Raw genomic sequence first — 25,214 nt, forward strand, 5'->3', positions numbered from 1 at the left:
GCGATGACACGGGTAATCACCATTCAAATAAACAGGGCCGTGTGCTTTTTGAACAAATTGTGTGGCGTGAAGGTGCGGAACCGATAAGGGCGTTGTGGTACATAAATGACTCTGATTGGATAATATTGGTTGGATGAATTTCCTTACTCGATATATTCAATAGTAATGTTGTGGGTACTGTCACAGTAAGTGGATAACACAATGCCTATCAATGAAGAGACTAGGGTAAATAAGAAATTAGACCACCAAGCTATGATCGATCATGTCATTGGGCTTTTTCGTGATAACATGCCCTTTAATCAGCTGTTGGGCTTGGAATTTGTCACGCAAGGTGCCGGTCTAGATACACAGATTTCGTTGCACCTCAATTGGCAACCTACGCTTACCGGTAATCCTTTGCAAAAAATTCTACACGGCGGCGTAACAGCGACTATGCTAGACACCATCGGTGGTTTAGTTTCAATTTTAGAGACCATAAAGCAAACCCCAGAAGAGCACCTTGCAGATTTGCAGATTAGATTGCCGACCATGGGCACCGTTGATATGCGTGTTGACTATTTGCGTCCAGGGCGTGGCGAGCGCTTTATCGCGACGGCAGCGATTATACGCAAGGGTAGTAAACTAGTGGTTTGCAGAATGGAGTTACACAACGAAAAAAGCGATCATATCGCCTTCGGTACGGGTACTTATATGCTGGGATAGCCGTGCCTTAATAGGTTTGCATTATCCCGCAATACTTGTTTTTCGTTGTGTGAGGGAAGTGAGCGGTATTACGGGAGGTGTAGCATGGCAGAGCCATTACCAGATTTAATCGAAGAGATTGTTACCGAAAGTATAGGGGATGACCCGGCAACTCTGTTGGCGGCTTTAGCCGGACAAGACGAGGTATACATTGCATCTCTTTTAGAATCACTGCCTGTAGAAAAACGATTGGTGGTGTGGGATGGTATCTCTCGCGACCGCAAGCTCGATGTACTTGTTGAGATGCGTAGCGATCCTCGTGAAATCCTTATCGACAATACGCCTCACAATGAATGGGCGTCTATTTTTGCTGATATTGATGCCGAAGACTTACTTGAACTACTTGATTCACTGCCAAAACGCCTCGTCGATATGGCGTACGAGTCACTTGACTCCAAAGAGCGAAAGTACTTCAGAGAAGCTACGCAATTTCCCGATAATCAAATAGGACACTGGGTAAACCACGAACAGTTAGTATTGCCGTCGAACGCGAAAGTACGCGAGGGCTTGCGCTTACTAAGACGTGATATACCTCAGCACTGCGACAGTATTTTTCTTGTGAATCGATCTGGTCAGTTTTCAGCACTAGTTAAAATTAGCCACCTATTTAACGCACAAGATCACGTGTCGTTATTTGATTTATCTGAAGAAAATGTGACCACTATTCAGGGAGAGGATGACACCATGAATGCGTCGCTCCTAGTACAGCGTTCGGGTCTGGCGTCTTTGCCGGTGGTTGACGAGAACAACAAACTGTTAGGTCGTTTAGATGTGTCCTCGGCGAGCGAGCTAGTCAATGAGTTTTACGAACGCCAGGTGATGGCGTCGGCAGGTATGGATGAGGACGAAGATTTATTCTCGCCTGTAGCAAAAAGTGCGAAAAACCGTGCCCTGTGGCTTGGCATAAACCTGCTAACCGCGTTTATGGCATCTTGGTTTATTGGGCTGTTTGAAGGTACGCTGCAGCAAGTTGTTGCCCTTGCGGTACTTATGCCAGTGGTGGCGAGTATGGGCGGCATTGCTGGTAGCCAAACGCTTACCTTGATTGTACGCGGGCTTGCACTAGGGCAGGTAACCCCAGCCAACTTAAGAGCACTAATGGTGAAAGAGCTGAAGGTAGGCGGGGTGAACGGCGTGATTTGGGCGTTGGTAATCGGCGTGGTTGCTTATTTCTGGTTCACTGACGCTATGCTTGGTTTGGTGATTTGTTTAGCCATACTGTTCAACATTGTCGCCGCTGCCTTAGCTGGCGTATTCGTGCCCGTCATTTTAGACAAGCTTAAAATAGACCCAGCATTGTCTGGGTCGGTCATACTGACTACTGTCACCGATATTGTAGGTTTTGTGGCGTTTTTGGGTTTGGGAACGCTCTTTCTTCTATAAGTCGTCTTCTTTTGAAAGATGGTTCCGGTTTAGGGCCTCGTTCAGCCTAAAAGTGTCGTACACATCTAAAGCCCCACTGAATGAATACATTCGGTGGGGCTTTTTTCGTTGGTTGTGCCGCCTGTTACCTGCCCTTTGCCGCATTGGAAAGCGTTAAGGGTTGTGTATTACGGTAACCTGATAAACAATACGCGCCTTCTTACCCTGAATCTCGTTGGAGCCAGCCTTGTCTAAGCAAGCCAGTGCCGCCCAAGTCGGCGTTATTTGCGCGATTGCCGCATACAGTATGTGGGGTGTTGCACCTGTTTATTTCAAACAGTTAATGGTATTACCCGCCGCTGAAATACTCATGCACAGAGTAATTTGGTCTGTAGTGCTTTTAGTTGGGCTAATCGCTGCATTAAAACAATGGCCAAAAGTGGGGGCTGCTCTTCGTAATAAGCGAGTTATGCAGATTTTGTTCGTAGCTGGGCTGTTGCTGGGGGCAAATTGGCTTTTGTTTATCTGGGCGATCAATAACGACCATATTCTTGATGCAAGCTTGGGCTATTACATTAACCCTCTCATCAACGTGTTCTTGGGTCGGTTATTCTTAGGTGAGAGGTTGCGCAATTTGCAGCGTGTAGCGGTAGGTCTTGCTGTTATTGGTGTAGCAATTCTTATTTTCTCTTACGGCCACGTGCCCTGGATTGCCTTAGTACTTGCTGGAAGCTTCAGCGTATACGGCTTATTACGTAAGCAGGTGGCGGTAGACTCGCTACCAGGTCTGTTCATTGAAACCTTAATGTTGTCGCCATTAGCTATCGTCTACTGGGTATTATTTGGTTCTGAATACAGTAACTTATTTAATAATGATGCCACCCTAAACTCGCTTATTTTAGCGGCAGGCATTGTTACCACTGCCCCGTTGCTTTGCTTTACCGCTGCAGCGCGACGCATTATGTATTCAACCTTAGGCTTTTTTCAGTACATAGGACCAACGCTAATGTTCATACTAGCCGTCTATCTTTATGGAGAACCCCTTGAAGAGTCGCGTTTGGTTACGTTCGGGTTTGTGTGGCTTGCGCTAATTTTATTTAGTGCCGACTCCTTGGTTAATTATCGCAGTCAGCGTAAAGCGCAAAAGCTAGCGGTAGAGTAGAGGCTGGTTCTTGCAGTCTTTTGAGACGTAAAGCCAAAACGAAAACTACAATAAGGAGCCTTGCTCTTGGTGAGGTGCATCGGGCGGCTCGCATTTGACCTGGTTTCGCCCGCTATTTTTGGCGGCGTACAGCTGCTTGTCGGCAAGGCTTAGCAGCTTATCTACACGCTGGGTATGGGCACCACTTGCTCCGATACTGCAGGTAACTTTTATATCGGTTTTGGGAAGCTGGATAACTTCAGCTTCTACCACTTTTCTGAAATCTTCCAAGCGTTCGCAGGCTTCATCAACAGGCGTTGAAGGCATGTAAATGCAAAATTCTTCACCACCAAAGCGCGAAATAATTTCATCTGGGAAGTAAAACTCAATAAGTGCTGCCATGGCCTTTAGCACTATGTCTCCGGCGTCATGGCCATGGGTATCATTAATTGACTTAAAGAAGTCTAGGTCGATAAGAGCCAAGGCATGATCATCAGATAAATTTTGGTGCTGAACCGTAACCATGTAAAAGAAGTGGCGCCTGTTGGGTAGGCCCGTTAAATAATCGGTATTCGCCACACGACGAATTTCTTCAACGCTTTCAATATATTCCACGTTTTGCATTACGCGGCACAAGAACTCTTCATGGCAGTAAGGTACGCGTAAGAAGTCATTCGCGCCGCTTTTGATGAAGTGCGCAGACATTAGCATGCCTTTACCGCCAGCAATGCCCATTATGGCTAGCTGTTCTTTAGAAAACGCTTTTCTCAAGCTTGCCACGAAATGGGTGCCCGTCATATCCGGCAGCGTGTTATCGGTGATAACAAGACGTACATTTTTATGTTCAGAGAGGCACTGCATTGCGTCGGTAGCTGTTAAGCATTCGAAGGCAATAAAGTTATGTCGCTGAAGTAGTGAAACCGTTTTTGAGCGTAAAACACGATTGGTACTTACCACCACAACGCCGGTTGATTTGTTTTTTTCAAGGCGGCCTATAAGTCGGTTTAGGTAGTCGTAGTTTTGTGAATTTTCTTTCGGAATATAGTCGACAACATCCCGCTCAAGCACCTTGTCGCGGATAGCATTGTCTAGGTTTTCTGTTGTCGCAATGGTAGGAATGAAGGATTCAACCGCAAAGTCGATGGCTTCGCCTTTTGGCGCATCGGGTAATGAGTAAGCAACAATGGCGCACAAAAAACTTTCTGGTGTTTCTTGTGCAAAGCGAGCCTTTCCTTCGGTGAGCGACGTTGCGCCCACGGGCGTAAGGCTCGAACGGCGTACTAATTTCGCGATAAGTTCAAGGTTGCCTTCACCATTTTCGATGATCAGCACGTGTTGCTGCATACATTCCAACTTAGAGTTAGGCTACCTTGCCAATTAATAACGTTACGCTTTCTCCAGCTTTGCGTAAGCAAGTACCAGCCATTTGCTGCCAAATTCATCGAAGTTTACTTGAACTCGGCCATGCTCACCACTACCTTCGTAATTTAGCACAATGCCTTCGCCGAATTTACGGTGCACTACGCGCTCACCCAAACTAAAGCCGGTTTCTTCAAAACTGGCGTGTGAGGTTGCTTGGCTAAAGCGGTTATGTACAGGCCGCGAGATGGTGGATTTAAGTCTGACTTCTTCCACACAATCTGCTGGCATCTCGCGAATAAAGCGCGAAGCCGTATGATACTTATCTTGACCATATAATCGACGACTTTCTGCGTAAGTGATATACAACTTTTGCATAGCGCGGGTCATACCAACATAGCAAAGTCTGCGTTCCTCTTCCATTCGGCCTGGTTCGTCGTTGGTCATCTGGCTAGGGAACATACCTTCTTCCACGCCGGCTAAGAACACCAGTGGAAATTCGAGGCCTTTTGCCGTGTGGATAGTCATCATCTGCACAGCGTCTTGGTCTTTATCTGCTTGGGTTTCCCCGGCTTCAAGGGAAGCGTGGGCCAAAAACGCGGCCAGAGGAGACATTTCTTCCGCTTCTTCAGGCACGATAAAAGTTTTACATGCACTGACGAGTTCTTCTAAGTTTTCTAGTCGAGCCTGAGCCTTTTCACCGCGCTCTGCTTGGTACATGGCGTAGAGACCAGATTGACGAATCGCTTTATCGGCCTGCTGGTCAAGCGGCTCGTCTAATGTGGCTTGTTCAAGCTCTGTAATGAGTAATACAAAGCTTTGCATAGCGTTTAACGCGCGGCCTTTAAAGCCACCTTCGTTTATAAGTAGCTGGCTGGCTTGCCACATAGAACAGTTATGCATACGTGCAGTGTCGCGTACTTGAGATAGGGTTTTCTCACCAATACCGCGACTTGGGGTGTTTACCACACGTTCAAAAGCAGCATCATCGTGGGGGTGGCTTACCATACGCATATAGCCAAGGGCATCTTTAATTTCTTGGCGTTCGAAGAAGCGCAAGCCACCGTAAATGCGATAGGCCAACCCTTCGTGTAATAAAGCTTCTTCCAATACACGAGACTGAGCGTTGTTTCTGTAAAGAATAGCGGTGTCGCTAAGGGCGTTGCCTTGATTTAGCCAGTCTTTAATTTTTGAAACAATGAAGCGGGCTTCGTCGAGTTCGTTAAAACCGGCATAGACAGAGATAAGCTCGCCCTGCGCATCTTCTGTCCACAGTTCTTTCCCTAAACGACCCGTGTTGTTGTCGATAACCGTATTCGCTGCTTTCAGAATGTTCCCGGTAGAACGGTAATTCTGCTCAAGGCGAATAGTGGTAGGCTCATTAAAGTCTTTTAGGAAATGCTGAATATTATCTACGTTTGCACCGCGCCAGCCGTAAATAGACTGGTCATCGTCACCAACAATCATAATGTTGTTATTGTCGCCGCTACATAGCATACGAAGCCATGCATACTGGATATTGTTGGTATCTTGAAACTCGTCAACTAACACAGCACGGAAACGGCGTTGATAATGAGCCAACACTTCAGGGTTCTTTGCCCATAACTCATGAGCGCGCAGCAATAGCTCGGCAAAATCAACTAAGCCTGAACGGTCGCAGGCGTCTTGATATGCAGCGTAGACTTCACGCATGGTCTTTTGAATATGATCGCCATGGGTTTCGATATGCTGAGGACGCAGGCCTTCGTCTTTATTGCCGTTTATGTACCACTGGATTTGACGAGGGGCCCAATGTTTTTCGTCCAAATTCATGGCTTTTAGAATGCGGCGAATCAAACGGTACTGATCGTCAGAATCGATAATCTGAAAGTTTTCAGGCAAGTTAGCTTCAGCGTGGTGTGCGCGTAATAGGCGATGTGCAAGCCCGTGGAAGGTACCAATCCACATATTGTGCAGGCTGCGACCCATCAACGACTCAATACGGCCGCGCATTTCTTTCGCTGCCTTATTGGTAAAGGTAACCGCGAGAATAGAAAAAGGTGCGATGTTTTCGACTTCCATCAACCACGCAATGCGATGCACTAATACACGAGTTTTACCACTACCTGCGCCAGCTAATACTAGGGCATTTGATAATGGGGCTGCTACTGCTTCACGCTGTTTGTCGTTAAGCTCGTCTAGCAGTCGAGATACATCCATAGTGTGGTACCTGTTAGTTGATAGTGTTATACATTCAGCAGCGGGCTATTATGCCATCTGACTGTTAATTTATACAGTCCAGTTTTTTAGCGTTTTCGTTAAGTAAAAGCGCGGTTATTTGGGTATTTAAGATGTGCAGTCATACGGGTCTTTTATTGAAAGAAATAGGTGTTTTAACCGTTCTAATTAAATTGTTACAGTGCTTAATGTTGCCAAAGGCAGGCCCAAAGGTGCACAAATCAAAGATACAGTTATTAGCTATAACGAATTAATACGATAAATTGATCGAATTATGCGCTTGGCAGGTATCACATCGGTATTGCATCACGCCAAACTCGGGTAAACTTTCTGCTCTTTTTCTTTGGCAACCTCTGCACTTTCATACAAGGCGAGAGTTGGTCAAAAAGTTAAGCCATTTTAGGCAAGCTGAAAAAGCACTCGGCCCCAATTTTTTAACGACGTACATTGGCACACAAACAGCTCACTAACAGCACATTAACGGGATATGCTTATGACCGCACTCTCTACGCCCATCGATTTCTGGTCGACGCTTAAACAAGAAGCGCAAATTGTTGCTGAAAACGAACCTTTGCTATCTAGCTATGTGCATGCCAGTGTTCTTGCGCATCATAATTTTGAGTCGTCGCTAAGCTTCATTTTGTCAAACAAAATGGCAGATGACGTGATGCCTGCGCTTGCTATACGAGAGGTGTTCGACGAAGCCTACTTGTTAGAGCCAGGTATTAGCGAGGCAGCCATTGCCGATATTATGGCGATTAATGCAAGAGATGCGGCGGTTAATGATTATCTTACTCCCTTACTTCACTTTAAGGGCTTCCATGCTGTGCAGGTGCACCGAATGGCGCACTACCTTTGGCTTCACGGTCGTCATCAGCTAGCCCTGTTTTTGCAAAGCCGTAATTCATCGAGCTTTGGTGTAGACATCCACCCAGCAGCGCGAATTGGTAAAGGCGTTATGTTCGACCACGCTACCGGTATTGTGGTGGGTGAGACTGCGGTAGTAGAAGATAATGTGTCTATTTTGCAGAGCGTTACGTTAGGCGGTACGGGTAATGAGTCGGGCGACCGCCACCCCAAAATTCGCCAAGGCGTATTAATTGGCGCAGGAGCCAAAATCCTAGGAAATATCGAAATCGGTGAAGGCTCGAAAGTCGGCGCAGGTAGCGTTGTATTAAATAGTGTTCCGGCCCACGTTACCGTAGTGGGCGTTCCTGCCAAGGTAGTAGGGAGACCGGTTTGTCAAAGCCCCTGTGAATCCATGCGCCAAAACGTCCTAGAAGATAACTAAAGCTGTGGGGTCAGAGTCCTGACTCTGACCCCATTATTCACAGGAAGTGGGTTAAGTCGTTGAGGTTGTCTAGTGCTACGTGAGGCAATACGCTTACAGGTTCGTTGGCTAGCGTCATGGGTCTGTTACAGGCAAACCATGCTGCTTGATAGCCAGCGTTAATTGCTCCTTGTACATCCTTGATAATATTGTCGCCTACATGAAGAATGTGTTTCGGTGCAATGTGTAAATGTGCTGCGGCTTCATCAAACATGTCTCGGGCCGGTTTCATAGGGCGCGATGTGCTGGCGTGAAAAATGGTTTCAAAATAACCATCAATCCCTATTTTTTCTGCGTTTACATTACCATTAGTAATGCCGATAAGCGGTAATTGACTACTTACTGCCTTTAACGTTTCGTGCACATCGTCAGCCAATTCAAAGTTACTTCTTGCATCGTAAAAACAGTTAAAGCAGGCCTCTACTGCATCATTAAGTCCACCAAAGTTGGTCAGGTCTGTTTTTAACTTTTCAGGAGTCGTATTAGACAGTGCGGCGGTAAGCACTACACGCCTAAGCTGACCCATGTCAGAGGCTAAGCGAAGATCTTTCTTGATTGCAGCTTGCTTAAGTGCTAGCCAGTCGCTAGCCGACAACGCTGCGGCTGACCTGTGGTGCTTAGCAATATGCGCTTGAAGCGCTTCTTCGGCCCGTCGAATAATAGGTTCGTTATTGTAAAGGGTGTCGTCAAGGTCGAAGGTCATCGCCTGGACTTTGTTAATAGACCTAAAAAACTGCATGGTAAACCTTAGGTTAGCTTTATTTTTTGTGCGCCCGCGGATGAGCGGCATCATATACATTGGCGAGATGCTGGAAGTCTAGGTGAGTATAAACTTGTGTTGTCGACAAGTTAGCGTGACCTAACAGCTCTTGAACCGCACGCAAATCGCCACTGGATTCTAATACGTGAGTAGCAAAAGAATGGCGCAGTTTGTGGGGGCTTACTTTTTGCGATAAGGACTGTTCTTGCGCCATTTTATCTAAACGATTGGCAACCTGCCTGTTCGATATTCGGGTTTTACGCTTACTGACAAATACTGCACTTTCGTAAGGTGAAGCGTAAGCAGGGCGTACTTTTAACCATGCGCTTAGCGCTTTTTGCGCGTGCCGCCCCAATGGCAGTATACGTTGCTTACTCCCTTTACCCATGACCTTTACCGTACCGTCTTTTAAACAGTCGGCTAAATTAAGCCCGGTAAGTTCGCTTAAGCGCAGGCCGCAACCATAAAGCAGCTCAAACATGGCTACATCTCTTAACTGCATGCCTTCATCATCGTCACTGCTTCGAGGCGAGGCATTAAGCAACTGCTGCATCTCATCTACGCTAAGCTGCTTAGGTAACGGTTTTCCTTGTTTAGGGGCTTGTATGCCCTCAACAGGGTTGCTGAATAGCTGCTGGTGGTCAATAAGGTATTGGCAGAATGTTCTTAGTGCCGATAGTCTAAGTGCGATACTTCGGGGACTGTGCCCAGACATTTTGGCATCAGCCATAACACGCTTAATATCGCTTGGCGTGAGCCCAGACCATTCGTAAAGCCCAAGTAGCTTTGCCACTTCGGTTAGCTGGCGCTGATAATTTTTGATGGTGTGTAGGGATAAACCGCGTTCTACCTGCAAATGAAGTAGAAATTTATCGAGCCATTGTTGGCAAGGTTCGCTGATTAAGGCGTCTGTAGACACTGCACCTAATATCCCATCATTTCAGGCAAGATAATATTGAGTACTTGCTGAAGCTGTTGTAGCAAAAGCGTATCCATATCCGGCGTAAAATGACTGGCATCGCTGCTGCTAATGCCCAAAATACCCAATTCGCGGTTATCACCAAGCAGCATTAACGCTACAGATTCTGCAGGGCTTTCGCCGAACAGAAGTTGACGTTCGTGCTGTGACAAACGACCAAAGAAGAAGTTGGTATTTTTAAAGCGCTTCTCAGTGAACAGGCGTTGTTGTAGTTCAGGAATAGCGTGAGGGCCTTTAAAGCTTTTTATCACCGCAGAAGACAACTGCAAACGCTCTTGTAGTACATCTTCTAAGGTAAACTGTACTTCAGCTACGCTTTCACAGCGTAGTAGCTGTACGTTTAAATCGGTATAAACGCGATATATTTTTTCGTTTTGCTTAGCGATGGTAACCAGCTGATTCAGCTTAAAATTTAGCTGCCTGACTTTTTGTCTAAGCTGTTCACTTTGAATTTCAACAAGCGAAACACTGCCTTTGTGCTCATGAGGAAGCTTAATTTTTTCAAGAAGGTCGGCATGCTCTGCAAAGAACTCAGGGTTTTGTAATAAGAACGCGCGCACATCAGCACTCGACAATTCCGTTGTGTCGTTAAATGGCTCAATTAATTGCGTGGCGTTAGATTGCCCTGATACTTCGCTCATAAATTTATATGTCCGTCATATACGTGTTCGGCAGGCCCTGTCATTTTTAACACGTTATCTGGGCCAGGCCAGCGTATACGTAAGCTGCCTCCGGGCAAGTCTACCCGTACGTCTTTACTTAATTTACCCTGTATTTGACCAATTGCAACTGCTGCACATGCACCGCTGCCGCAGGCCAAGGTTTCACCCGAACCACGCTCAAATACGCGAAGTTTGATATGCGAATCGTTAATTATCTGCATAAAGCCCACGTTTACGCCTTCTGGAAAGCGTTCGTGTTTTTCAACAAGCGGGCCAATTTCGGCGACATTGGCCGTATTCACATCGTCAACTTCCATAACGCAATGAGGGTTGCCCATTGACGCCGAGCCAATAAACAAGGTGCGCTCGCCCACACGCAAAATATACGTGTTCTCTTGCTTGTTGGCTGTAAGCGGAATGTTCGCAGGTTCAAACTCAGGTTTGCCCATGTTGACCGTTACTTGACCATCTTTTTCTAGGTAGAGCACCATCTTTCCCGCTTTGGTGCTTACCACTATCTTGTTGCGGTTAATAAGGCCTTTTTGCTTAACAAAGCGGGCAAAACAACGGGCGCCATTGCCGCATTGTTCTACTTCGGAGCCATCTGCATTGAAGATGCGATAGTGAAAATCTTGTTCAGGGTCGTATGGCGGTTCTACCATCAACAGCTGGTCGAAGCCAATACCGAAGTTTCGGTTAGCTAATTGCTGAATTTTTTCTTTAGAGAAAAAGACGTTCTGAGTAACGTTATCAATAACCATGAAATCGTTACCCAAGCCGTGCATTTTAGAAAATTGAACCTGCATTAAACGCGCATCTATCTTGTTAGTTTGTCTCTAGTTTACGGAAGTTTATACTCACCTTGCCAGAGATCTTTTTGTTTTTCTCGTTCGCGAACCACAATTGCTTTGTCGCCGTCTACCATAATTTCCGCTGGTCGACAGCGGCTATTGTAGTTCGACGCCATTACAAAACCATAGGCACCAGCACTTCGAACCGCAAGTAAGTCGGTTGGTTCAATAGCTAATTCTCGATCTTTTCCTATAAAATCACCGGTTTCGCACACAGGCCCTACAACGTCATAGGTGCGAGGCGTTGCCGTGGTTTCTTCTTTCACAGGAATAATATTTTGCCATGCAGAGTAAAGCGCAGGGCGCAATAAATCGTTCATAGCAGCATCGACAATGGCGAAACTCTTCTCTTCACCTTCTTTGATAAATTCAACTTCAGTGACCAGAATACCGGCGTTAGCCGCAATAGCTCGGCCAGGTTCAAGGATAAGCTTAAGGTTTTCACGGCCTACCATTTTTTCAGCCATGGCTTGTGCGTAGGCTTTTGGATGAGGCGGTTGCTCGTCGTTATAAGTTACGCCAAGACCACCACCTACATCTAAGTGTTCAATAATAATGTTGCGCTCGGCTAGTTCATCAATAAGCAGAAGTAAGCGCTCTAATGCATCAACAAAAGGTCCAATTTCGGTAAGCTGTGAGCCTATGTGACAGTCCATACCAACCACATTCAGATGAGGTAGCGATGCAGCCAGCTCATAAGTAGCCAACGCGCGTTCACGTGCAATACCAAATTTATTCGCCTTCAAACCCGTAGAAATATAAGGGTGAGTTTTGGCATCAACGTCAGGGTTTATGCGCAGTGAAATAGGGGCTTTTACACCTATTTCGCCGGCTACTTGGTTAATGCGGTGAAGCTCTGGCTCTGACTCTACGTTAAAACACATGATACCTTGCTCTAACGCATAGCGGATCTCGTCGTGTTTTTTGCCTACGCCTGAAAATACCACTTTGCTTGCGTCACCACCGGCTTCAATAACACGGGCTAGTTCACCCGCTGAAACGATGTCAAAGCCTGATCCTAACTTCGCTAAAACATTCAACACACCAATGTTTGAGTTAGCTTTTACTGCATAACACACAAGGTGAGGGTGTTCACCGATAGCATCGTTAAACGCATGCCAATGGCGCTCTAACGTAGCGCGTGAGTAAATATAAACCGGCGTTCCGTGCTGGGCTGCAATATCAGAAACAGCCACTTGTTCAGCGTGAAGCTGACCTTGGCTGTAGGCGAAAAAATCCACTAGTTCAGCTCTCCAGAAGTAGTTGCGGGGGATGGGGTATTGGCGCTAGACGAAGCATCGACTCCTGTATTTTCAGAAGACGTTGGTTCAGTAGAAGTGTTTTGTGCAGGCGCGTCAGGAATATAAAGCGCCCCTTTATAACCACAGCCACACAATGCTGTGAGTGTTAGCAAGAAAACAACTGACTTTTTAAGCACGAAAAATCCCGCAAAGAATACGACAAATGCCGCTATCATCGCATTGCGGTGTTAAATTGCAAGAGCCAATAAACGTTCTTGTGTTTTATCGCCGTATTGAACGTTTTTCCAAAGGGCGTCACACAGGCTCTGTGTATCAGAAAAGTCTTTGTTTTTGAGCCAATCGATTAGAACATTGGGGTTATCAGGAAAAGCGATAGCTTCATTTTCAGGCGCTTCAAGCCACTCTTCTACTATGTCGGTGTCGAGTTGAAATAGCGTTTGACACAAATCCAATTGACTAAGAGTAAGCACATTCGATAACTGCTCAAATTGACCATGCAAGGGCTTAATGAGCAGCTTCTTTCCTAATTGAAGGGCTTCGCTAGACAGCTCAAAGCCTCCGTTAGCAATTACGCCATTGGCATGCTGCAGGGCTTTTTGAAAATGTTTTTTAGAGGTTGGATGCCAGTGGATATGGCCCATCTCTCTCGCTTCGTCGATATTCGGATGGAAACATTCGAATACTTGGTCGCTTAGCGGTTCAAGCATTTGGTGAATATCTTCAATATCTTCGAAAGGTAGGTAAACCAGTACGTGACCATTACCGGAAGACACAACGGGTTTTTCCGAAACGAACGGCGGGATAATAGGCTGATTAAAATGATACCAGTGTACACCTAGTTGAAGTTCGGTAGGTGCGAATAGCTTCATTATCAAACTATCAAAAATGGTATTGCCACTTTTAGGCACGTTGTACGTAAACGCCGCTTGATGGCTGATAGAAATAGAAGGTAGCCCCTGTTTCTTTGCAGCCCAGGCCGTTACGGGCTCAAAGTCGTTTACCAGCAAATCGTAACCACTGGTATCGAATGCATTGATGTCTTTGTTTAACTGACGAAGGTTGGCGTCTTTAACGGTAGACCATTTGTCTACGCGCCCGCTTTTCGTAATAAAGCTTAACCCTTTGTATGTTCGGTATGCCCCGAACACTTCCATATCAAAATATTTCTCAGGGGCGCGACCAGAAAAAACAAAGTCAACGCTAACATCGTCTCGCTCGGCCAATGCTGCCGCCATAATTCGTGCTCGAGCAATATGCCCATTTCCGGTGCCTTGCACACCATACAATAATTTCATGCTACCCCAGAATTGAAATACTTAGTGTCGCGATTGTTACGCCTAGTAGAGAGCCTGCGACCACATCAGAAGGATAATGTACACCTAACAGTACCCGTGACAGCCCTATGAGTGCTGCCCAACTATAAGCAAGTAAGGCAAATGGCGGGTAATAGTGCGCAATGATACACGCCATTAGTGTTGCCGCAGCAGTATGGCCTGAGGGTAGAGAAAACTTATCAGAAGGCGTGACATGTGCTGTTAAATTCATTAGAAAATCGCAAGGGCGAGGGCGCTTGAACATTTTCTTAAGCAGCACATAGATGGGTAATTCCAGCGCATATGCCATCAGCGCTGTGTAAAGGAAAAGCTCACCGTGCTCTGGCTCAAATGCCCAAAGCAGCATACCGATAACAAAGTATAAGTAGCCGTCACCTGTTTTCGACAACCAAACAATACTTCTACAGTCTCTTTTTTGCGTCAGTTTGTAGAGGCGATAAAATAAGTCAGTGTCGTACTTGGTCAAGGATTTCATCAACATCGCCTTGTCCCCTATCGGTTAATTACTGCACAGGCTAATGTGTGTCTGTGACCAGTGGGTGACGGAAAAAAGAAACTTTTTTGACATCTAACGCGGTTCCTATTTTTTGTCATTTACCCATTTCACTCACGGGGAAAGTGGTTATTAAATAAATTCTTTAGCAAAAGAATTTCAGCTAAATGCCTAAAGCAAAATGCGTGCTCAAAAAAGACTGTTCTGCGCTGAATCACTGCTTTTTTAACAAAACATAAAAATTTGATGAAACGCGCTAAATCAACCATTTGCATCATCAGAATAAATGCTATGCTAGGTCTAACGAGCATAGAGCTTCAACGCTTCTCAATTTTAGTAAGGCAAAATAATGGAATACAACACATCTGAATTATGCGACTTGTTTGCTGACAGCGTAGACGTAGTAGATCCGATTTTCGCAAGCTTTGGTGGCCGTTATTCTTTTGGTGGTGAGATTACCACCGTAAAATGCTTTGAAGACCGAGGTCTTATCGACCGTGTGCTTGCCCAGCCTGGTGCAGGTAAAGTACTACTGATAGATGGCGGAGGCTCAAGCCGTCGCGCGTTGTTTGATGCATCATCTGCTCAAGTCGCTATTGATAACGATTGGGAAGGGGTTGTGATTTACGGTAGCGTGCGTGAAGTTGATAGCCTTGCTGAATTGGATATTGGCGTATTAGCCGTAGCAGCCATTCCAGTAAATGCCGAATGTGAAAGCATTGGCGAAGTTGACGTACCGGTTAACTTTGGCGGCGTTACGTTTTTACCTGAAGACCACCTATATGCAGATAGCACAGGCGTTATTCTTTCTCCTGAACCGCTAGATTTAGATTAGAGCTAAACAGTAAACAAAAGCTAACTGCTTTAAGAATACATAAAAAAACGGAGGCGTAAGGCCTCCGTTTGTGTTTTTGATACACGCAGGGTTTCCGATAGCGCCAATAAGACGAGTTGATAAGCCCTGAGATAACGTCGAATTGACGTCGGTGTTACTTAAAACTACTTGTTCGCTTCTTCAAACACTTGGTTTAAATACATGGCAATGCGAATGCCGGCCATCTGCAAACGTTTTTTAGCAGTAGGCAAATGATCGTATAGGTAGTCGTAGCTCATGTTATTGGCGTCATCTGGGTAAATGGTATCGCGAATAGCGGTACTTTCCTCAATCCATACCATAGGGTCGGTCGTAGCCCAACTGCGAATGTCTTCTGAGGTAATGGTTTGTGTAAGCCATTCTGTCCACTCAGAATACGACAATTTGCGCTGCTCTAGCATCTGCGAATCCCATACGCGGTGTAAATTAGAATCTTGCCAGAAGAAGCGTACTTTTACATCGTTTCCACCGCGGTCGGTGCCGTTGCCAGCGTGCAGTGGTTGATGGAGATCGCCTATGATATGCACAATAAACTGAAGAGCTAGACGCTTTTCTTCAATGCTGGTCGTGTCGCTTTTTAAGGTTTCAGTAAATTGCTTTAACGCTGTAACAGCATCACCTTGCTTTGGTGCACCGACTTCTTCGTAGGTTTTTCCTTCAGGTACAGAAACATAGTGCCAAGGGCTAGCGGTTTTTTGCCAAAATTCGCTGGGGTCAGAACGCATTTCATCGGCGTGGGTCGAGGCCTCAGCCAACGAACCATGTGGCAACAGTTCCATAAGTGCAGCCTGCGATAGAGGGCTAAGATACTGCTGGGCAATAGCGCCTGTTACTCTGTGGCCTGTTTGTCCCCAGCCGAAAGCGGGTGATGCAATACACAATGTAAATAGTGTGCTCAGCGCAACAGCGCAAATCCTGTTTGCAAACGCGAACATGGTTAATCCTCAGAATGTTTGGAAGACTTATAGCCCCATCTTGCGACAAGAGACTGCTCAATACCTAGGTGGTCTAGTATGCGCGCCACAACAAAATCGACCAAGTCATCGATAGTCTTTGGATTGTGATAAAAACCTGGCGCAGCGGGCATAATTGTAGCACCCATTTGTGAAAGCTTGAGCATATTTTCTAAGTGTATAGAAGAAAGCGGCATTTCACGGGGCACTAAAATAAGTTGTCCCCGCTCCTTTAACACGACATCGGCGGCGCGCTCAATAAGGTTGTCGCTTGCGCCAATACTAATGGCAGAAAGCGTACCTGTAGAGCATGGGCATACCACCATTTTAGCTGGGGCGGCTGAACCTGAAGCCACTGGGGAAAACCATTCTTCTTTACCAAATACTTTGATTTGGTCAGGTTTAGCATTGCAGTGTTCCGTAAAAAACGCCGCTGCGTCTTCGGGGCGGCCCGGTATTTTTACGTTCTCTTCAGTAGCAAATACCACCTTGGCCGCTGAAGAAATAAGTACGTAAACTTGATAGTCTGCATTAACCAGCGATTTCAGCAGTGTTAGAGCGTAAGGTGCGCCAGATGCCCCTGTAATAGCAAGCGTAACTTGCTTATCGTGTTTCATGATTTAGCCTCTGTTGATAACAAGCCTTGCGGCTTGTCCATCGAATATAACGTTATTCTAATTTTTTACAGTTTGGACTTCATTTTTAAAGCGTCGAGAATACGGCTGTGAATGCCTTCGAAACCGCCGTTACTCATTACAAGAATATGATCGCCCGATTGTGCTACGTTGCAAACACTTTGAACGATCTTCTCTACATCTCTAAAACAGTGGGTAGGCGCATTGCTGTGCGCTACCGAATCGACTAATGACCAGTCCATGCCTTCAGGTTCATAAAGGTAAACCTCATCGGCTTTTTGCCATGAATTAGCCAGTGTATCTTTGTGTACGCCCATTTTCATGGTGTTCGAGCGCGGCTCTAGCACGGCTAATATACGTGCATTACCTACTTTTTTGCGCAGACCATCAAGTGTAGTCGCTATAGCGGTAGGGTGGTGCGCAAAGTCATCGTAAAGCGTGACGCCGTTGACTTCGCCCTTAACTTCCATGCGGCGCTTAACGTTCTTAAAAAAGGATAACGCTTCTATGGCATCAGGTAAGGTAACGCCTGCATGGTGGGCTGCGGCTATAGCCATAAGAGCGTTGTCTACATTGTGCTGACCCACAAGTGACCAAGTTACGGTTCCGGCTATAACCCCGTTATGTAATACATTAAATTCACTGCCGTCTTTCTTTAGTAACTCAGCATGCCATTCTTTACCTAAAGACTGACGTGACGACCAGCACCCTTTTTTGAGCATATCTTCAATAGCGGGCGTACCGTTTGGCGTAAGAATAAGCCCATTTTCCGGCACCATGCGAACCAAATGGTGAAACTGGGTTTGAATAGCTGCAAGGTCTGCGAAAATATCCGCATGATCAAACTCAAGGTTGTTGATGACCAAAGTTTTTGGGCGATAGTGCACAAACTTAGAACGTTTATCAAAAAATGCGCTGTCGTATTCATCGGCTTCTATAACAAAAAAAGGGCTTTCACCCACGCGAGCCGATACGCCAAAGTTCTCAGGAACGCCGCCAATCAAATAACCAGGGTTAAGCCCTGCGTGTTCTAAAATCCACGCCACCATACTGCTGGTGGTCGTTTTACCGTGGGTACCAGATAGACCAATGACCCAACGATCTTTGAGTAGATTATCAAGCAGCCATTGCGGGCCGCTGGTGTAAGGTAAATTGCGATTTAATACGTACTCTACCGCCGGGTTGCCACGCGACATGGCGTTACCAATCACTACCATATCTGGTACTGGATCAAATTGGCTTTCGCTATAGCCTTGTGTAAGCTCGATGCCTAGTGCTTCAAGCTGAGTGCTCATGGGGGGATAAACGTTCTTATCTGAGCCTGTAACCTTGTGGCCTAGTGATTTGGCAATGGCGGCGATGCCACCCATAAAACTTCCACAAATGCCTAAAATATGTACATGCATAGCGCATTCTCGGTGATTTATTATGTTATTGGCGTACTGTATCAGAACCCTACGACCGATAGATAATTCAATTTTCATCGATTCATAGTGGTCGCCAGCCTTTGTTTAGAACAAATATATGAATATTTGCAGCTTTCAAACTGGTATGGTGTGTGAATGACTTTTTGAAGGTGTGTTCCACTTAACTAAGAACACGGTTACAATCTAACCACAGGCTTAAAACCTGTGTGTGCTTCAGATAAACGCCGGTAAGGAAAGCTGAGCGACTGCAAGTACAACACCCTACACATAAAAAAAGGCTTACATTCAATGAAACGTTTAAATTCCCAATTGCAACAAGACGGTGCACCGCTTGAGTTAATACTGCTCATTCGTACACTGCTAGCGGGCTGTAAAGAAATTTCTTTCCGCGTGAGTCAAGGCGCACTTGCTGGCGTGCTTGGTTCGACTCTTTCAGAAAACGTACAGGGCGAAACGCAGAAAAAGCTCGACGTTATCTCAAACCACATTCTAAAGGATACGCTAAGGGAGTCTGGCTACGTTAAAGCCATCTCGTCTGAAGAAGAAGACGATGTTGTTCCGTGCAATCCGGAAGGTAACTATCTAGTAAGCTTCGACCCGCTAGATGGCTCGTCAAACACTGAAATTAATAGCTTAATTGGTACTATTTTCTCTATCACCCATGCACCGCAGTGGATGAAGCCAGATGATCCGTCTGCGTTCTTGCAGCCAGGCACACAAATGGTTGCAGCAGGTTATGTGCTTTATGGCCCGTCTACGATGCTAGCGCTAACCACAGGTCGCGGTACGCACATCTATACCCTTGATAAAACTCACGGTGGCTTCCTACTGACTCACCCGAATATTCAAGTGCCTGAAGAAACCTCTGAGTTCTCGATTAACGCGTCGAATCAGCGTCATTGGGAACCGGCAATGCAGGCGTATGTTGCAGATCTGCTAGCAGGCAAAGAAGGTCCTCGCGGTAAAGACTTCAACATGCGTTGGGTAGCGGCAATGGTGGGTGATATTCATCGTTTACTTTGTCGTGGTGGCATCTTTATGTACCCGTTTGATAACAGAGACCCGTCTAAGCCAGGCAAATTGCGTTTGCTTTACGAAGCAAACCCAATGGCATTTTTGATGGAGCAAACTGGTGGTAAAGCTGAAACGGGCGCAGGCCGAATTCTAGAAGTAATGCCTGAAGAAATTCACCAGCGCGTACCTTGCATTATCGGCTCGAAAGACGAAGTTGATATGTGCTTAAGCTACAACGATAAAGCGTAGTAGCGAAAAAATGGCCCTGAAGGGCCATTTTTTATTAAAAAGCAGCAAAATTTAATGAAAAATAAAGAGATTAGTACGACATGGGTCGTAAAGCGTTTTTATTTTGCTGTTGTCACCGTATACTTACGACCAAAATTTTTAATCCATTATTGAAAGGACCTAAGAATGAGCTTGAGTGCTATTTCTGCTGGTAAAAATGTACCAGATGAAGTGAACGTAATCATTGAGATTCCAGCACACGCTGACCCGGTGAAGTACGAAGTAGACAAAGACACAGGCGCGCTATTTGTTGACCGTTTCATGGCAACTTGCATGCACTATCCAACTAACTACGGTTACGTGAACAACACCTTGTCTGAAGACGGCGACCCAGTTGACGTATTAGTGATGACTCCGTTCCCACTACTTGCAGGTTCTGTCATTAAGTGTCGTCCAGTTGGCGTACTAAACATGACTGACGAGTCTGGTAAAGATGCAAAAGTACTAGCGGTACCAGTAGATAAGCTTTCTACTATCTATCGTGACGTTAAAGAAATTGCAGACGTACCTCCGCTTCTTCTTAAGCAAATCGAGCACTTCTTTGAGCACTATAAAGATCTTGAAGAAGGCAAGTGGGTGAAGATTGACGGTTGGGCAGACGCTGCAGACTGCAAAAGAAGAAATTACCGCAAGCATCGCGCGTTTCGAAGCAGAATAATTCACGCTGCTTTAAATTGATGATACAAAGGGCTGGTGAAATACCGGCCCTTTTTGTATGTGGTCTAAAAGTGAAGATTGAAAACGAAAAGCAAAAGCCTATACAAAAAAGCTAACAAAATACTCAACGATAGAGAGCAGTATGATCCACCATAAATTATCCATGACCTCATTATTCGCTGTAGTAATGATGGTTGTAACCTTCAACGCTCTGGCAGATGAAGCTCCGGTAGAGGTATATTGGGAAGACCTAGTGCCTGAAGGCTTTAATGAGCTCGCGCCACCTTCAGTTCAACACAATGGTGAAATGAGTCAGCTTCAGCCCGATGCACCAGTTGTCGATACCTTTGACGGAAAGCGTGTAAAAATACCTGGGTTCGTTGTGCCGCTAGAAGGTACCGCTGAGCTTACCACCGAGTTCTTACTTGTTCCGTACTTTGGCGCCTGTATTCACGTACCACCACCGCCTTCGAATCAAATTGTGTACGTAAAGTTTGAAGAAGGTATTCGCATAGACAATATTTACGACGCGATTTGGGTAACCGGCGAACTGTCGACAGACGGTTGGAAAGGCGATATTGCGTCTGTAGGTTATCGTTTGACCGGCGAAGCAGTTGAAGGGTTTTAAAGGGTAAAGTTCTGAGGATAGAACTACTCTAGGATAAAGGCTCTACTACCTAAAACGCCCCAGCGTACTTGAAGTAGAGACTTCAAAAAGAAAATGCTCTAACGTTAAGAAACACTAAACGTTTAAAAAGGATATCAGGTGTTTACAGGTTTATCAGCGTTTCCCATTACCCCATTTAAACAAGAGACTATCGACTACAAAGCGTTTCAAGGGCTTGTTGATAATTTAGCCTCAGCTAACGTAGATTCAATTTGCGCGATAGGCTCTACTGGGCTGTATCCTTACCTAACGCGAGAAGAAAAGTACAACGTAGCAAAGCTTGCCGTCGACCACGCAAACGGTATTCCTGTTATGGCCGGCGTTGGGTCCTTGCGCACCTATGATGTGCTAAAAAATGTTGAAGCTGTGCAGCAAGCAGGGGTTAATGCTGTGCTGTTGGCACCGGTTTCCTATCAAGTACTTAACGAAGAAGAAGTGTATGGTCTGTATGAGGCCGTGAGCTGTGAAGTATCTGTCCCCATCTGCGTATACGAAAATCCTCGCGTAACTAATTTTACCTTCAGCGATGATTTGTACCACCGCATAGGAAAACTATCGAATATCGGGGCGATTAAAATACCGGGGGCTCCGTTTGGTACAAGCGCAACTGATGGTAGTACTAATGACGGTGCTCGCCGATTAGCATCATTACGAGAGATAATGCCTGCAAATATTGCAATAGGCGTGAGTGGCGATAGTTTTGGCGCAGCAGGAATGAGTGAAGGTTGTGACCTTTGGCTTTCCGTTATAGGGGGGATATTCCCGCGAACTGTAATGCGCATAATCGACGCCGCTCAGTCTGGTAATGCTGTTGATGCACAAGCCCAGTCACAAGCGTTAAGCGAAATATGGAGCATGTTTACGCGCAATGGCGGCGGCCTTCGCGTGGTAGCAGCCGCAGCAGAAATCTTAGGCTATTGTGAAACGCCTAGCTTGCCTGCTCCCTTCTTACCTATCGACAAGAAAGAGTACAGCGAGCTAGAACAGCTTGTTGCGCAGCTATCGTTAAGCTAGGCTCGCTTAGCCCTGCGTATAAATTTGTTCAGCGCGGTTAAATAGAAGCCACGACGTTAGAATGTACTTGTCGTTACTTTTTGGAATTTGGCCGCGGTGCGTGTGAGTGAAATAGGCAGGCGCAATCACCATTCTGCCTGCTTTGGGTTTAACTGCACGGTTTTGATAGTAAAATTCTGTTTCGCCGCCTTCGTCCACATCATTTAAGTAGTACATAAACAGCAATACGCGGTGCAGCGCATCGTTATGTTGAAGCTGCGGATATACTTCAGAGTGCCAATACGGGTAGCCACCGTTGCCCGCGGTGTATCTCTGTGCATTGACATCGCCTACTCGGAATAGGTAGTTAACCAGGTTGGCTAAATTTGGCTTACCCACTTCTTCAAAGTTTTCCCCAGTAACTTTTACCGGTTCGCCGGTTTTGGGATGGCGTACGGTTAGGCCAATAGGCCCAACAAGCGCAAAATAGTACTTTTCAATATAGGCAACCAGTTGCTTTCCGGTGTGCTGCATCACTTGCTGGAACAAGTCTTTAAATTCCGGGCTTCGGCTTATGGACACATCCATGCTGCGCTTTTTATCTAAATCTACACCACCGCCAGTGCGGCCTTGACTCAAATTAGGGCTGCTTTCAAAGCGCGCCATAAGCTGCGAGCACAGCTCTGGGGGTAACACATCATCAATAACTTCAATTAAATCGCTCATGGATACCTCTTGCTGCGCTTTATTACTTAGTGGGTAGTTCTTTAAAGTGTGACTGTAGCTCTGACTTCACATTATCTGGGATAGGCGCAGAGCGCTGTGTTTTGTAGTCAAAATGCACCATGGTAGTCACGCCAGTTGAGCATAACTTGTCGTCTTGCCAAAGCTCCTGAAACACGTCGAATGCACTGTTTCCCAATCGACTAATGTAAGTTTTAACCGTTACAGGGTTGCCATAAAAAATTTGAGCTAAAAAGTCGACCTTGTAGCTGGCTAAAATTAGCGGCCAGTTTTGTAAGTCTAGCTCAGGCGTAAACATTCTAAAAATGGGCTCTCTGGCTGCTTCAAACCACGCAACTAGTGCCGTATTACTAACATGTTGCAAAGCATCGGTTTCGCAAAAACGCACGTCAAAAGAAGTGATAAGTGGTGCTGTATTACTCATAATTATTTGTAGGCGTTGTTATAAGTTTGACTCCTACTCTAGCATTATGAGAAGGGGTTTTCAGTAAGCCCTTGTGTAAGCGATTGTGTTTAAGGTAAATCGTTGTGTTTTGATTAGCTTACAGGGGGTGTGCCGTTAGGTTCTTTTGCATTACAATCCGCTTCTAACTTTTTGAGCGAACATACTATGACTGCGATTGGGATTGACTACGGTACATCAAATTCTGAGGTTGTGTATTTTGATGGAACGGCCCATCAGCACATCAAACTTGACCCGCTAGATAAAAAGGGCAATAAAATTCGTTCTTCGGTGTTCATCTATTTTGAAGATGAACTGCCACCGCCTCCTGATGCTATGGTTGAGGCGAAAGTTGCGCAGTTACAGCGAGTGATCAGCGAACAGATAGATAAAGCCAAAGACGGCTATTATTCGGCAAAAGACCCGAAAGAGCAGGCGATGTATAGCAGCCGAATTGACTCGCTTCGTGGTGACCTTCATAACAAGCCCGCCCTTCAGAGAAAAGCGATTCAACAGTTGATGCACGCCATGTCGCTAGACGAAATTCCGTTGCTGCGGTTGGTTGAGCACGGCAAGTTTGCATTTGGTGAAGAAGGGTTTAGACGCTTTCTTAAAATGCCGGACAAAGGCCGACTTATCTATTCACCTAAGAACTTTTTAGGCGCATCGCTAGATGGCGACCAAAAACAGGCGTTCATCGGTATTATTGCCAAGCAGCTAGCTTACTTTAAACAGTGTGCCGAGCAGCAGTTAGGCAAGGTGGTAAACAATGCGGTTATCGGCAGACCTGTTAAGTTTCATGGCACCCGCGGTGAAGAGGGCAATGCCCAAGCCATTCAAATTATGACTGAAGCTGCGACTAAAGCAGGGTTTTCAGGGGTTAATTTCCTAGATGAGCCTATAGCAGCGGCGTATAAAATTGAGCAAACCTTACCAAGAGACACTACCACGCTGATTGTAGATATTGGTGGGGGGACCACAGATATTTGCTGTATTAAGCTTTCTCCTGAGCGTTCTAATCAGCTTGACCGTAAAGACGATGTGCTAGCGGTAACAGGCCGACGTTTAGGCGGTATGGACTGTGATAAAAGCTTGGTTCTTAAAGGCATAGCCCCTGAAATGGGTATGGGCCTTAAAATGATGAACGGGCTTCCAGTTCCGCCTACCTATTTTTCTGATATGTGCGCTGTTGATAACATTCCAGCGCTTACGCGCTTTTTCTCTGATGATTACGGGTTAGATATTTCACAAACCATGTCAGTGATTAAAGAGCCCGCTCAGCTAGAACGCTTGCTTATCGTTCAAGAGAACAAGTTGTCTGCTCGAGTCGTAAACTCAGCTCGATTAGCCAAAGAACTACTTTCGAGCAAGCAAAACATTACGCTGCCGCTGCACTATATTGAAGACGACTTTGATGTAGAGATTTCTCAGGATTCACTTAAAAAGGCATTAAAGCCTTGGCTAGACAAAGTGAAAGCGTTAGTCGTGGAATGTTTGGAAAACAGCAGTGAAAAACCAGAGGTGGTAATGATAACGGGTGGTATGAGTTTATCGCCTATTGTCGTTGATGCACTCTATGAAAAACTGCTTACGGGGCTGCCTCGATTAGAAAACGATGCATTCAACTCGGTGTGCGAAGGATTAGCAATTCAAGCGGCTAAGCACGCCTAATATCGTCTATAAATAAACACTAAGCCTTAGCGTAGTTACGCCTACTACGCTAAGGCTTTTGTGATCAGTGCTTAAGAATATTGTGTTCTTTCAAATAAACTGCGATGGCTTCTGGCGACTCGAAAGCATTTAACAGCATTTCTTGTGCGCGCGCTTTCACATCGTTATCTTCAGATGATGAAAGTAAGTGGTACCAAGTCTTAACTAAGGCTAGTGGTGGCGTTTGAGTCATTGGGTTTCGCTCCAGCAATTCTTACTGCAAAATTCACATAAATCATCGTAACGTATGATTTGCCAAAACAAGCTCTGACCAGCGTAAAATACGTGTAAATAAGCATCAACGCGCACTTTTTACAAA

At 45.7% G+C, this 25,214-nt stretch carries 25 protein-coding genes and 1 pseudogene; 10 read left to right on the top strand and 16 right to left on the bottom strand.

The features are described from left to right. Positions 1-201 precede the first annotated feature (201 nt). The 3 genes from ACYX4W_RS04410 (at position 202) to rarD (ending at position 3,265) form a co-directional block, all read left to right on the top strand. Entirely contained in the window at positions 202-702 is a 501-nt protein-coding gene (locus tag ACYX4W_RS04410) for a thioesterase family protein (protein ID WP_476074797.1), read from the top strand. Between the two features lie 84 nt (positions 703-786). Next, positions 787-2,124, top strand: a complete 1,338-nt coding sequence (locus tag ACYX4W_RS04415; protein WP_474802912.1) for a magnesium transporter — start codon at positions 787-789, stop codon at positions 2,122-2,124. Positions 2,125-2,350: 226 nt separating this feature from the next. After that, complete coding sequence (gene rarD, locus ACYX4W_RS04420) at positions 2,351-3,265, top strand: EamA family transporter RarD (RefSeq protein WP_476074798.1); 915 nt, start codon at positions 2,351-2,353, stop codon at positions 3,263-3,265. 45 nt (positions 3,266-3,310) lie between these two features. On the opposite strand, the gene ACYX4W_RS04425 is transcribed toward rarD, so the two are convergent. Continuing rightward, complete coding sequence (locus ACYX4W_RS04425; protein ID WP_476074799.1) at positions 3,311-4,588, bottom strand: GGDEF domain-containing response regulator; 1,278 nt, start codon at positions 4,586-4,588, stop codon at positions 3,311-3,313. Between the two features lie 42 nt (positions 4,589-4,630). Continuing rightward, positions 4,631-6,802 carry a DNA helicase II gene (uvrD, locus tag ACYX4W_RS04430; protein WP_118490711.1) on the bottom strand — a complete coding sequence of 724 codons (2,172 nt, stop codon included), beginning with the start codon at positions 6,800-6,802 and terminating at the stop codon, positions 4,631-4,633. 511 nt (positions 6,803-7,313) lie between these two features. Here uvrD and cysE point away from each other — a divergent pair. Beyond that, positions 7,314-8,111: a serine O-acetyltransferase gene (gene cysE / locus ACYX4W_RS04435; protein WP_179982004.1), complete on the top strand. Its 798-nt coding sequence runs from the start codon at positions 7,314-7,316 to the stop codon at positions 8,109-8,111. Positions 8,112-8,148: 37 nt separating this feature from the next. Here the strand turns inward: cysE and ACYX4W_RS04440 are convergent, their stop codons facing one another. The 8 genes from ACYX4W_RS04440 to ACYX4W_RS04475 are packed head-to-tail and all read right to left on the bottom strand — an operon-like array spanning position 8,149 to position 14,473. Beyond that, entirely contained in the window at positions 8,149-8,889 is a 741-nt protein-coding gene (locus tag ACYX4W_RS04440; protein ID WP_476074800.1) for an HAD-IA family hydrolase, read from the bottom strand. Positions 8,890-8,908: 19 nt separating this feature from the next. Next, positions 8,909-9,829, bottom strand: coding sequence for a tyrosine recombinase XerC (xerC, locus tag ACYX4W_RS04445; RefSeq protein WP_476074801.1), 921 nt, complete (start codon positions 9,827-9,829; stop codon positions 8,909-8,911). A 5-nt stretch (positions 9,830-9,834) separates the two neighbouring features. After that, positions 9,835-10,530: a DUF484 family protein gene (locus ACYX4W_RS04450; protein WP_474857297.1), complete on the bottom strand. Its 696-nt coding sequence runs from the start codon at positions 10,528-10,530 to the stop codon at positions 9,835-9,837. Then, the gene (gene dapF, locus ACYX4W_RS04455) at positions 10,527-11,357 is read right to left on the bottom strand and encodes a diaminopimelate epimerase (protein ID WP_118490701.1); all 831 of its coding nucleotides are present in this window, start codon (positions 11,355-11,357) and stop codon (positions 10,527-10,529) included. Before dapF ends, ACYX4W_RS04450 begins: the two co-directional genes overlap by 4 nt. Positions 11,358-11,392: 35 nt before the next feature. Continuing rightward, entirely contained in the window at positions 11,393-12,643 is a 1,251-nt protein-coding gene (gene lysA, locus ACYX4W_RS04460) for a diaminopimelate decarboxylase (protein WP_476074802.1), read from the bottom strand. Continuing rightward, positions 12,643-12,840, bottom strand: coding sequence for an LPS translocon maturation chaperone LptM (gene lptM, locus ACYX4W_RS04465; RefSeq protein WP_474802905.1), 198 nt, complete (start codon positions 12,838-12,840; stop codon positions 12,643-12,645). The genes lysA and lptM overlap by 1 nt, the downstream gene beginning before the upstream one ends. Before the next feature lie 51 nt (positions 12,841-12,891). Next, on the bottom strand, positions 12,892-13,959 hold the full coding sequence (locus tag ACYX4W_RS04470; protein WP_476074803.1) for an MJ1255/VC2487 family glycosyltransferase: 1,068 nt from the start codon (positions 13,957-13,959) through the stop codon (positions 12,892-12,894). A 1-nt stretch (position 13,960) separates the two neighbouring features. Beyond that, positions 13,961-14,473, bottom strand: a complete 513-nt coding sequence (locus tag ACYX4W_RS04475; protein ID WP_474802902.1) for a phosphatase PAP2 family protein — start codon at positions 14,471-14,473, stop codon at positions 13,961-13,963. A gap of 367 nt (positions 14,474-14,840) precedes the next feature. On the opposite strand from ACYX4W_RS04475, the gene rraA reads away from it, so the two are divergent. Beyond that, the gene (gene rraA, locus ACYX4W_RS04480) at positions 14,841-15,326 is read left to right on the top strand and encodes a ribonuclease E activity regulator RraA (RefSeq protein ID WP_179982013.1); all 486 of its coding nucleotides are present in this window, start codon (positions 14,841-14,843) and stop codon (positions 15,324-15,326) included. A 164-nt stretch (positions 15,327-15,490) separates the two neighbouring features. Here the strand turns inward: rraA and ACYX4W_RS04485 are convergent, their stop codons facing one another. The 3 genes from ACYX4W_RS04485 to mpl all read right to left on the bottom strand — a co-directional run bounded on the left by ACYX4W_RS04485 (position 15,491) and on the right by mpl (position 18,359). Further along, on the bottom strand, positions 15,491-16,300 hold the full coding sequence (locus tag ACYX4W_RS04485) for a S1/P1 nuclease (protein WP_476074804.1): 810 nt from the start codon (positions 16,298-16,300) through the stop codon (positions 15,491-15,493). A gap of 2 nt (positions 16,301-16,302) precedes the next feature. Next, complete coding sequence (locus ACYX4W_RS04490; RefSeq protein ID WP_476074805.1) at positions 16,303-16,935, bottom strand: flavin prenyltransferase UbiX; 633 nt, start codon at positions 16,933-16,935, stop codon at positions 16,303-16,305. A gap of 65 nt (positions 16,936-17,000) precedes the next feature. Continuing rightward, positions 17,001-18,359 carry a UDP-N-acetylmuramate:L-alanyl-gamma-D-glutamyl-meso-diaminopimelate ligase gene (gene mpl, locus ACYX4W_RS04495; RefSeq protein ID WP_476074806.1) on the bottom strand — a complete coding sequence of 453 codons (1,359 nt, stop codon included), beginning with the start codon at positions 18,357-18,359 and terminating at the stop codon, positions 17,001-17,003. A 309-nt stretch (positions 18,360-18,668) separates the two neighbouring features. Here mpl and ACYX4W_RS04500 point away from each other — a divergent pair, with 309 nt between their 5' ends. From ACYX4W_RS04500 to ACYX4W_RS04515, 4 genes and pseudogenes are all read left to right on the top strand, one after another. Next, the gene (locus ACYX4W_RS04500; protein WP_476074807.1) at positions 18,669-19,643 is read left to right on the top strand and encodes a class 1 fructose-bisphosphatase; all 975 of its coding nucleotides are present in this window, start codon (positions 18,669-18,671) and stop codon (positions 19,641-19,643) included. Between the two features lie 165 nt (positions 19,644-19,808). Continuing rightward, a pseudogene (gene ppa, locus ACYX4W_RS04505) lies at positions 19,809-20,340 on the top strand (inorganic diphosphatase). Positions 20,341-20,481: 141 nt separating this feature from the next. Next, on the top strand, positions 20,482-20,967 hold the full coding sequence (locus ACYX4W_RS04510; RefSeq protein WP_476074808.1) for a DUF3299 domain-containing protein: 486 nt from the start codon (positions 20,482-20,484) through the stop codon (positions 20,965-20,967). Between the two features lie 138 nt (positions 20,968-21,105). Next, positions 21,106-22,020 carry a dihydrodipicolinate synthase family protein gene (locus tag ACYX4W_RS04515; protein ID WP_476074809.1) on the top strand — a complete coding sequence of 305 codons (915 nt, stop codon included), beginning with the start codon at positions 21,106-21,108 and terminating at the stop codon, positions 22,018-22,020. A 6-nt stretch (positions 22,021-22,026) separates the two neighbouring features. Here the strand turns inward: ACYX4W_RS04515 and ACYX4W_RS04520 are convergent, their stop codons facing one another. Next, positions 22,027-22,725 (bottom strand): 2OG-Fe(II) oxygenase, encoded by a 699-nt coding sequence (locus ACYX4W_RS04520; protein WP_476055265.1) that lies wholly within the window; start codon positions 22,723-22,725, stop codon positions 22,027-22,029. Positions 22,726-22,747: 22 nt separating this feature from the next. After that, positions 22,748-23,167 carry an acyl-CoA thioesterase gene (locus ACYX4W_RS04525; RefSeq protein ID WP_476074810.1) on the bottom strand — a complete coding sequence of 140 codons (420 nt, stop codon included), beginning with the start codon at positions 23,165-23,167 and terminating at the stop codon, positions 22,748-22,750. Positions 23,168-23,353: 186 nt separating this feature from the next. Here ACYX4W_RS04525 and ACYX4W_RS04530 point away from each other — a divergent pair, with 186 nt between their 5' ends. Then, positions 23,354-24,856 (top strand): Hsp70 family protein, encoded by a 1,503-nt coding sequence (locus tag ACYX4W_RS04530; RefSeq protein WP_476074811.1) that lies wholly within the window; start codon positions 23,354-23,356, stop codon positions 24,854-24,856. Positions 24,857-24,920: 64 nt separating this feature from the next. On the opposite strand, the gene ACYX4W_RS04535 is transcribed toward ACYX4W_RS04530, so the two are convergent. Continuing rightward, positions 24,921-25,088 carry a hypothetical protein gene (locus ACYX4W_RS04535; RefSeq protein ID WP_025256952.1) on the bottom strand — a complete coding sequence of 56 codons (168 nt, stop codon included), beginning with the start codon at positions 25,086-25,088 and terminating at the stop codon, positions 24,921-24,923. Positions 25,089-25,214: the final 126 nt, after the last annotated feature.

The sequence above is a fragment of the Alteromonas sp. ABH4_454 genome (assembly GCF_056311775.1).

Coding starts and splice junctions, on each gene's coding strand:
- ACYX4W_RS04475 (WP_474802902.1), bottom strand. CDS start 14,473: ATGAAATCCTTGACCAAGTACGACACTGACTTATTTTATCGCCTCTAC.
- ACYX4W_RS04535 (WP_025256952.1), bottom strand. CDS start 25,088: ATGACTCAAACGCCACCACTAGCCTTAGTTAAGACTTGGTACCACTTA.
- cysE (WP_179982004.1), top strand. CDS start 7,314: ATGACCGCACTCTCTACGCCCATCGATTTCTGGTCGACGCTTAAACAA.
- ACYX4W_RS04470 (WP_476074803.1), bottom strand. CDS start 13,959: ATGAAATTATTGTATGGTGTGCAAGGCACCGGAAATGGGCATATTGCT.
- ACYX4W_RS04485 (WP_476074804.1), bottom strand. CDS start 16,300: ATGTTCGCGTTTGCAAACAGGATTTGCGCTGTTGCGCTGAGCACACTA.
- ACYX4W_RS04440 (WP_476074800.1), bottom strand. CDS start 8,889: ATGCAGTTTTTTAGGTCTATTAACAAAGTCCAGGCGATGACCTTCGAC.
- ACYX4W_RS04425 (WP_476074799.1), bottom strand. CDS start 4,588: ATGCAGCAACACGTGCTGATCATCGAAAATGGTGAAGGCAACCTTGAA.
- ACYX4W_RS04510 (WP_476074808.1), top strand. CDS start 20,482: ATGATCCACCATAAATTATCCATGACCTCATTATTCGCTGTAGTAATG.
- ACYX4W_RS04415 (WP_474802912.1), top strand. CDS start 787: ATGGCAGAGCCATTACCAGATTTAATCGAAGAGATTGTTACCGAAAGT.
- rraA (WP_179982013.1), top strand. CDS start 14,841: ATGGAATACAACACATCTGAATTATGCGACTTGTTTGCTGACAGCGTA.
- ACYX4W_RS04520 (WP_476055265.1), bottom strand. CDS start 22,725: ATGAGCGATTTAATTGAAGTTATTGATGATGTGTTACCCCCAGAGCTG.
- ACYX4W_RS04490 (WP_476074805.1), bottom strand. CDS start 16,935: ATGAAACACGATAAGCAAGTTACGCTTGCTATTACAGGGGCATCTGGC.
- ACYX4W_RS04525 (WP_476074810.1), bottom strand. CDS start 23,167: ATGAGTAATACAGCACCACTTATCACTTCTTTTGACGTGCGTTTTTGC.
- ACYX4W_RS04450 (WP_474857297.1), bottom strand. CDS start 10,530: ATGAGCGAAGTATCAGGGCAATCTAACGCCACGCAATTAATTGAGCCA.
- dapF (WP_118490701.1), bottom strand. CDS start 11,357: ATGCAGGTTCAATTTTCTAAAATGCACGGCTTGGGTAACGATTTCATG.
- ACYX4W_RS04410 (WP_476074797.1), top strand. CDS start 202: ATGCCTATCAATGAAGAGACTAGGGTAAATAAGAAATTAGACCACCAA.
- ACYX4W_RS04500 (WP_476074807.1), top strand. CDS start 18,669: ATGAAACGTTTAAATTCCCAATTGCAACAAGACGGTGCACCGCTTGAG.
- mpl (WP_476074806.1), bottom strand. CDS start 18,359: ATGCATGTACATATTTTAGGCATTTGTGGAAGTTTTATGGGTGGCATC.
- uvrD (WP_118490711.1), bottom strand. CDS start 6,802: ATGGATGTATCTCGACTGCTAGACGAGCTTAACGACAAACAGCGTGAA.
- ACYX4W_RS04530 (WP_476074811.1), top strand. CDS start 23,354: ATGACTGCGATTGGGATTGACTACGGTACATCAAATTCTGAGGTTGTG.